Raw genomic sequence first — 4,483 nt, forward strand, 5'->3', positions numbered from 1 at the left:
AACCGATGAAGACGAAACGGTCTCTTTTGAGCCAGTCATCGAGAGCATCAAACAGCCCTCTTTCTGGGGCGCGTCCGACAGCAATGGTCATGGGGGTTTTCTCCGAAAAATGTATATTATTGCTAAGATTCCGCGCTCTCTCCTCCATCCATCTGAGCAGGCGAGCAGATGTGTGGAAGAATTGTGAGAAATCTTTACTTTTCTTAACTTACACTATATTGGAAAAAATAGCCAATGTTTTTCAGGTCGATCTTAAGAAAATCTAAAATTTTTTCGGGAGACCAGTTGCTGGGCGTTGCGGGGGGAGACCACTTCGTGCGCGTTGCGGGGGGATTTGGGGAGATGGGGAGATATTCCGCCTCAATTGCTTGGTATTGTCGTCTTCACGTCTTGAGTGGAATGCTAGACCCCTCTGTGGGGTAATTATCCCCAAATTGAGGTGATTAAACCGCACGGTGTCGTATAGGGTTTTATTTAGTGGTGTTGGATCTATGCAAGAGTTCTAATATAGAGGGGGTTGCTCGATCGCAGGGAGCGGTATAATTGATGGCTGGGCTGAACAAGAAGGAGAATTCATGTACAAAGATGATATTCTGAACCTGATAAAGCAATCACCACTTGAGATTGATACTGAAATACAAATGACTGGAAAGCCCCCAACAATGGCTAACTCCGAATTTCTCACGAACAAGGAACAGGGTGATTGGGCTGAAACAATCGTCTTTAAGGCAGTCAATGAATATTCTGGTGATTATTTTGCTGTTAAATATGGGCGTTCCGAATCCATAGCCGCAGGTGATGATGGATTTGCTGATTTCTATATGGAATATCAGAGTGAACTTAATGCGATAGGTAAGAGGCCAGATATACTGATATTTAAGGTCAGAGACTTTCCGGATGGAAGTATTGACATTAAAAATGATCAGCACATAAGGCAGGCTGTGGCTGCGATTGAAGTAAGATCAAGTTCTTTTTTAGCAGACAAATATGCGGCATTCATGCGGGACAGACAAGATCGGGCCATTAAAAAATGCGAAGAAATTAGACAAGACATAATCAATACCGACCTTGGTGATCTATTAAGGCGAAAAAACCAGACAATTTACAATCTAATGTCAAATGCTACAGATGACACCTTTAGAGAATTAGACTTTCGTTGTCCGTCATGGTCATCAACAAAAGAGTTAAGAAATCTAACTGAATTACTGAAGAATCTCAAAGAAAATATAAAAATACTGCACAAACGCGATTATTTGGGCATTACCCCAAAAATTGAAGATGTTGCCTTGGTCAACAGGTGGATTCAGAAATATAATGTCAAGCATTTTTATCTACAAGTATTTTTTGACAAGGCATATATAATATCATTTAAAGATATTTTGGCACTGGTTTCAAACGATAACAATGATGGAAATAATTTTTCAATAGAAAGAGATGTAAAAAATCAAGGTAAAACTACGATCAAGATCAATGTGCAAATTGGAAAAGAAGTCATTGGAAAAATTGATATGCCTGAACATAAATCGGCTCTGAAAGAATTAGACAGGGGGCGTCTGCTTTTTTATGTCACTTTTGCAGGCGGCAAGGGATACCTTGATAATAAAATATTTCTAAGGGATGTTATTAATGCGTGAGTTAAAATATATAGCTGAAACTCCACTTAATCATAGGAAGGATTACGGTCAGTTTTTTACACCTATGTGCGTTGCTCGCCTCATGGTACAGTGGGTTTTAAAAGATAATCCAGAAACAGTATTAGACCCAGCGTTTGGCTTAGGCGTTTTTTATGATGAAGCAATAAAAATACCTTCAGGTAATCAAGTACATTTCATTGGATATGAGATTGATAGAAATATATTTGAGTTTCTCAATCGTAATGGTGACAGTCCTTATTTGAGAGTTATCAATAGTGATTACCTCGAAGCTGAAACTGAAAAATTTGACGGTATCATTTGTAATCCACCATATATGCGATTTCAGAAATTTCTTAAGCGTCATGATATATTACCAAAAATTGAAGAAAAAATAGGGAAGAAACTTATCGGTTACTCTAATATCTCTTCCGTATTCCTTGTCAAGTCTTTAAGAGAACTTAAAATCAATGGTAACTTGGCGTATATTATGCCTTTTGAATTTTTTAATACTGGCTACGGAAAAGAAATCAAAAAAAGTCTCCTTGAAAATCATTTATTGAAGCAAATAATAATCTTTGCCAATGAAAAAGAAATTTTCCCAGAGGCAACGACAACCGTTTGTGTGCTTCTTTGTAAAAATGACGGAAAAAAAGAAACCATTAAAATTTTACAGATCAAAAAAATTGATGAAATAGATAAAATATCTGATATTAGTAAATTCTATCAGTGGGAAATCGAACCATCGAATTTACCATACAACAAAAAGTGGACACCTATTATTTCATCATTGTTCACTGAACAAGTATCTCCAAATGGCTTCTGTAAGTTGTCCCTATACGGTACGTTTACGAGAGGTATTGCTACTGGCGCAAATGAATTTTTTGCGTTAAAAAAATCAAAAATTGAGCAACGGAAGTTGAGTGATAATAATATTTGTAAGTGTATTACAAAAAGCTCTCAAATCCGCAAAGCAGTATTTACTGAGCATGATTTTAATATACTATACAATGAGGATAAGCCAGTCCATTGTTTAGATGTAAAAGATCACGACAACTCTGAAATACGAAATTACATAAAAGAAGGCGAAAAATTGGGATACCATGGGAGGTATCTTACAAAAACAAGGAAGACCTGGTACAAAATTGAAAATAGAAAACCAGCTCCAATTTTATTCGGAGTCTTTAGCAGGGGCAGGTTAAAAGTAATACGCAATTTCACAACAGCAATAAATTTTACCTGCTTTCATTCCTTTTATCCAAATAAATTCGGAGAACAATTTATTAATAAATTATTTGTGTATTTGCTCAGTGATATTGGACAGGAAATAATAAAAATCAATAAACGAAGTTATGGTGATGAATTAGACAAGTTTGAACCAAGGGATTTGAATGATAGCTTATGTCCAAGCCAGAAACAATTTGAAATGATCAGTGATGAAGATGCTGAAGAAGTAATTAGTATTGCACAAAATGATCACCAAAAAGCAATTCTCATGAGTAATGCTCTGATCAAAAGACTTATGGACTCCCAACAATGCGCTGCACCGGACGGCAATTCCGCTGCGCTCCATAGTGCGATCGCCGATCTGGTTGGGTGTGTTAATAAAATGTAACGCGCCTTATTTTGTTTTAACGCAAGTGATTGTCTCGGAGCAGATTCTAATCAGGTATAATGCCAGATAAGGCAGCAATTTAAGAAAATTTACAATCATGGTATTGCGTCAGATCTGCTCCGCTATATTAAAGAAAAGTTTCCCAAACAGGGCGATGCTATTTCGGTTTAGCTTGAGGGTGCGTTCCCCGAAGCCTTTGGGTTTTGCCAACCAGATTTGGACAGAACTATAATAACAATTGTACTTAACCATGTACAACTCTGATGAGCGTCAACATTGTCAACTTTAGTGAAGCCCAAAAAAACTTTAAATCTGTAATAGATACAGTAGCCAATGATAAAAACTGTACTTTCATTGTCAGAGGAGATACAGAAGATGTTGTTATCATGTCTAAAAGTTATTATGACAGTCTGATGGAAACAGTTTATCTCTTAAGATCTGCAGCTAATGCTCAACATTTGCAAGAAGCGATCGCAGAATATCAAGCAGGTAAAACACAAGAACATGATTTAATCGATGCGTAAGTTGGCTTGGGGTAGTAAAGCATGAAAAGATTATCTTTATTGGCAATCTCAGGACAAGAAAACCCTGAAAAGAATCAATCTGCTCATCCAAGATACTCTATCCAATCCCTTTGAAGGAATCGGTAAACCTGAACCCTTGAGAGAGAATTTGTCAGGTTTTTGGTCCCGTACGGATGAAGCTAATCGTCTTGTTTATGTTGTCGATGATCATTATCTAACAATTATTTCCTGTCGCTATCATTACCAAGATTAGTCATCGCTGTAGGGTGCGTTCCCCACGACAACTCCGAATTACTCCGCCAATAAATTCCTGGGAACGCACCAAGATTTGTTAGCGCTCTCCTTATATATTTATGTCATAATTATTTTTTATTCTGGTCAGCCTAAAAATTAGGTATCGGTTATGAACACATTTACTGCTGTTGTAGAAAAAGATTTTGATACTAATCTCTATGTTGGTTATGTCCCTGGGTTCCCCGGAGTACATTCTCAAGGTGAAACTTTAGATAAATTACGGACAAATCTTTGTGAAGTGATAGAAATGCTCCTTGAGGATGAACAAACAAGATTTGGGCTCTTCGGTTTGTGTTATGCAATGGACGGGGGTTATAAGGGATGGAACCCTTATATAGAAAGGCATTTAGCGATTTTTGTCAATTGTTTTTGCTCTAGAGCGAACTAATCAATTAAGTCTCTTGCCAGATAAGGATTTA

The 4,483-nt window shown here is 37.1% G+C and carries 3 protein-coding genes and 2 pseudogenes; all 5 read left to right on the forward strand.

Features of this window, described 5'->3' with window-relative positions; genetic code table 11:
- Positions 1 to 575: 575 nt before the first annotated feature.
- On the forward strand, positions 576 to 1,634 hold the full coding sequence (locus PX481_RS11325; protein WP_002756852.1) for an AccI family restriction endonuclease: 1,059 nt from the start codon (positions 576 to 578) through the stop codon (positions 1,632 to 1,634).
- Positions 1,627 to 3,246, forward strand: a complete 1,620-nt coding sequence (locus PX481_RS11330; protein ID WP_002756850.1) for an HsdM family class I SAM-dependent methyltransferase — start codon at positions 1,627 to 1,629, stop codon at positions 3,244 to 3,246. Before PX481_RS11325 ends, PX481_RS11330 begins: the two co-directional genes overlap by 8 nt.
- Before the next feature lie 263 nt (positions 3,247 to 3,509).
- Positions 3,510 to 3,770, forward strand: a complete 261-nt coding sequence (locus PX481_RS11335) for a type II toxin-antitoxin system Phd/YefM family antitoxin (protein WP_002756849.1) — start codon at positions 3,510 to 3,512, stop codon at positions 3,768 to 3,770.
- A gap of 37 nt (positions 3,771 to 3,807) precedes the next feature.
- Positions 3,808 to 4,023 (forward strand): annotated as a pseudogene (locus PX481_RS11340) (Txe/YoeB family addiction module toxin); the annotation flags it as partial.
- 150 nt (positions 4,024 to 4,173) lie between these two features.
- Positions 4,174 to 4,299: pseudogene (locus PX481_RS11345) on the forward strand (type II toxin-antitoxin system HicB family antitoxin); the annotation flags it as partial.
- Positions 4,300 to 4,483: the final 184 nt, after the last annotated feature.

The organism is Microcystis sp. M53603_WE2 (genome assembly GCF_030065435.1).

Coding starts and splice junctions, on each gene's coding strand:
- PX481_RS11325 (WP_002756852.1), top strand. CDS start 576: ATGTACAAAGATGATATTCTGAACCTGATAAAGCAATCACCACTTGAG.
- PX481_RS11330 (WP_002756850.1), top strand. CDS start 1,627: ATGCGTGAGTTAAAATATATAGCTGAAACTCCACTTAATCATAGGAAG.
- PX481_RS11335 (WP_002756849.1), top strand. CDS start 3,510: ATGAGCGTCAACATTGTCAACTTTAGTGAAGCCCAAAAAAACTTTAAA.